The organism is Pseudomonas sp. 05T35, assembly GCF_056396605.1.
Window position 1 is genome coordinate 1 of record NZ_JBFTLU010000504.1, and the last position, 3,121, is coordinate 3,121.

5 protein-coding genes are annotated in these 3,121 nt (G+C 58.0%); 4 read left to right on the plus strand and 1 reads right to left on the minus strand.

The window, feature by feature from the left end; genetic code table 11:
• Positions 1–1,052: gamma-glutamyltransferase family protein (locus AC1DH9_RS26100; protein ID WP_477809066.1), on the plus strand; the 1,052-nt coding region annotated here is incomplete at its 5' end.
• Positions 1,053–1,133: 81 nt separating this feature from the next.
• Here AC1DH9_RS26100 and AC1DH9_RS26105 read toward each other — a convergent pair.
• Entirely contained in the window at positions 1,134–1,793 is a 660-nt protein-coding gene (locus AC1DH9_RS26105; RefSeq protein WP_427540222.1) for an MliC family protein, read from the minus strand.
• Positions 1,794–2,037: 244 nt separating this feature from the next.
• Here AC1DH9_RS26105 and AC1DH9_RS26110 point away from each other — a divergent pair, with 244 nt between their 5' ends.
• The 3 genes from AC1DH9_RS26110 to AC1DH9_RS26120 all read left to right on the plus strand — a co-directional run.
• Positions 2,038–2,196, plus strand: coding sequence for a hypothetical protein (locus AC1DH9_RS26110; protein ID WP_427540225.1), 159 nt, complete (start codon positions 2,038–2,040; stop codon positions 2,194–2,196).
• Positions 2,197–2,291: 95 nt separating this feature from the next.
• Positions 2,292–2,732 carry a CBS domain-containing protein gene (locus AC1DH9_RS26115; RefSeq protein ID WP_427540228.1) on the plus strand — a complete coding sequence of 147 codons (441 nt, stop codon included), beginning with the start codon at positions 2,292–2,294 and terminating at the stop codon, positions 2,730–2,732.
• 94 nt (positions 2,733–2,826) lie between these two features.
• The coding region (locus AC1DH9_RS26120) for an MCP four helix bundle domain-containing protein (protein ID WP_477809067.1) at positions 2,827–3,121 on the plus strand (295 nt) is incomplete at its 3' end.

Genomic DNA, 3,121 nt, shown 5'->3' on the forward strand with positions numbered 1-3,121 from the left:
GCCGGGCACCCCGCGCTGGCGAGATGTTTCTCAACCCGGCTCAGGCGCAGACCCTGACAGAACTCGCGGCTACAGGTTGCGAAAGCTTTTATCGTGGGGCACTGGCGCAACGGTTGGACGCCCATTCCAGGGCGACCGGCGGGTATCTGCGCGCTAGTGATCTGCAGGGTTATCGCGCCCAATGGGTCGAGCCGATCAAGGTCAATTATCGAGGCTATGACGTCTGGGAGATTCCGCCGAGCGGCCAGGGCCTCGTGGCATTGATGGCCTTGAAGATTATCGAGGGTTTCGACTTCGATCACCGCGACAGTCAGCAGACCTGGCACCGTCAGCTTGAGGCCATGAAACTCGCTTACAGCGACGGCCTGCATTACATCACTGACCCGCAGCACATGCGGGTCGCGGTGGAGGATTTACTCAGCGAAAACTATGTTGCCCATCGTCGGGCACAGATCGGTGAGCAAGCGCTGGCCCCACAACCGGGTGATCCAACCGCCAGCGGCACGGTGTACCTGGCCACCGCCGACGCCGAAGGCAACATGGTTTCGTTTATCCAAAGCAACTACCACGGTTTTGGCTCCGGCGTGGTACTGCCTGACAGCGGCATAGCCCTGCAAAACCGCGGTGAAGAGTTCAGCCTTGATCCGGCGCACTCGAACTGCCTGGCACCCGGCAAAAAGACCTTCCACACCATAATCCCGGGCTTTCTCAGCAAGGACGGTATGGCGATGGGCCCCTTTGGCGTGATGGGTGGCTACATGCAGCCCCAAGGGCATGTGCAGATGGTCATGAACCTGGTGGATTTTGGCCTCAACCCGCAAGCGGCGCTGGATGCACCGCGTTGGCAGTGGCTGGGCGGGCTGCAGGTCGGCATCGAGCAGGATGCTTCGCGGGACATGGCCGCAGCCCTGGCCCGCCGCGGGCATCAAGTGCAAGTGGCCTGCGACCTGACCCGTTATGGGCGTGGGCAGATCATCCTGCGCGATCCTGAAACGGGCGTGTTGTGTGGCGGAACCGAGCCGCGAACGGACTCGCATATCGCTGTTTTTTGAGRGACAGGTGAGTGGCGAGGGTGCTGTATCCTCGCCTGCTGGTCTCCAAACGGAAACTGAATGACCGTTGCGCCAGAGCAATCAGCCGGCCGGCTCGGCCGTACAACTCATTTCCGCTGAGCGCGGCTTTTGGAAAAGGATCACGTTGTCGTTTTGCCAGAAGCTGTAATTCCCCTGGTAATCCTTACCCGTGTATTGGGTTCCCGAATCACTCGGCACCTGGCTCAGGGTGATCGAAGTATTCGCCCATTTCAGGTACACGACACCCGGTTGCGTGCTGAAGAAGGTGGCGGTAATCAGTGCGTCAAACCCTGTACAACGAAAAGCCAGGGGACCCTCGGTGAGCCGGTCTGGATCCTTGGTTCTCACAATTGCCGAGCCTTGGCGCAACTGGTGCGCGCGTTCGGCATAACTCCGGATCGTGCACGCCTTGGGCGCGGGCGCGGAGGCACATTGATTACGGGCCTCGATCCAGAACTGCTGATCGATCATGACTTTGTCTGGAGGCGGTGCTGAATGTTCATCCGTGAGCGCCAGGCGATAAAGACGCGTCAGTTCGATGTCCATCTGCGCCAGTTGTGGATCGCGACAGATCAGCTTTTCAATGGACGCCTTTGCCTGGGCGCAGTCGAAACTGGTCTTGAAGATTGGCGATGGAGGGGCAGCGTTCGCACAGGTGCTTGTCGCCGCGCACACGCTGGCAGCAAGCAGACAGGTGAAAAGGGCGGTGACCGTTTTCATGTTGGTTTCACCCGGATCATGAGGTGATGCCATGGATTGCCGTGGGACCTATCGATCCGTTGAACAGTGGGTGTATCGCAGTGTAAGGCAGTGCTCAGAACTTGCCATACCGCCCGGCGGACCTGAGTCGGCCGCCTGGATGCACTTTTATAAAGCGCTATGCGTAACGATTTGCACCAGCGGGAGACAGTGCAATGAGCTTTCGCCTCCCTCTATCGCTCAGGAGCCTGGGTTCGCACACAGGATGAAGCGTCCTGCTGCCGACTGGCACAAAGGCTGCAAGGCTCGTATCAGGTTCATCTGGAACGGACTCCAGTGGACAGCCCCCTCGATCAACGACGATCGATTGGCCGAACAGGTCATGGGCAACGTCGGTACATCGGGCATGGATGTCTGGTTTTAACACCGCAGTAAGAACAGGCAAAGGCGCCTGGAACCGAAAGGTTTCAGGCGTTTTTTTTTTTGCTTTTTTAAGCGTGATTGACGTCGGAGGTCCGTATGAAAACAGCCGCACAATTGCTGAAGCTGAAGGTCGTGCAAAACCAGCACGTACATAGCATCGCGCCAGACCAGATGGTCCTTGAAGCGCTGAAGCTGATGGCCGAAAAGAACGTCGGTGCGCTACCCGTCATAGAGGAGGGGCAGGTAGTCGGCGTCATCAGCGAACGCGACTATGCACGCAAGGTCGTTCTGCAGGGGCGCTCTTCGGTCGGTACGCCGGTCAGGGACATCATGAGCGCGCCCGTGGTGACGGCAGACAGTCAGCAGAGCATCGAGCGTTGCATGGAGGTCATGACCGACAGTCATTTGCGCCATTTACCGGTGGTGGAAGGCGACCAGTTGATTGGCCTGTTGTCGATTGGTGATCTGGTCAAAGAAGCCATCGCCGAGCAGGCCGACTTGATACGGCAACTGGAACATTACATTCGCGGACATTGAAACGACCAGGAGTGAGGTGGAATCAGGGTTTACGCGGACATGAAGTTTCAAATGTGCTGCCCGTCGGGCAGGTACTAATCAGGGAGCATTTGATTTGGCCAAGTTAAGCACGGCTCAACGTATCGTCATCGGCTTTGCAATCGCGCCGTTGGTGCTGACAGGCCTGGCGTTCTATGCGTTGCACGATCTGGCAACGCTGAAGGATCAGGCAATGGTGATCGTCAAACAGGACTGGCCGAAAATCGATCCGATCATGGCCATTGCCACAGGGGTACGGGACAACGCCAGGAACACCCGGGATCTGCTGATCGACAAAGACAATCAGCAAGCGCAACAGGCCATCGATGCCACCAAAAAGCGCATCAGCCAGGCACTTGAAACGCTCGAAC

Excerpts from the sequence above, each read along its gene's own strand:
- AC1DH9_RS26105 (WP_427540222.1), bottom strand. The coding sequence starts at position 1,793 with ATGAAAACGGTCACCGCCCTTTTCACCTGTCTGCTTGCTGCCAGCGTG.
- AC1DH9_RS26110 (WP_427540225.1), top strand. The coding sequence starts at position 2,038 with ATGAAGCGTCCTGCTGCCGACTGGCACAAAGGCTGCAAGGCTCGTATC.
- AC1DH9_RS26115 (WP_427540228.1), top strand. The coding sequence starts at position 2,292 with ATGAAAACAGCCGCACAATTGCTGAAGCTGAAGGTCGTGCAAAACCAG.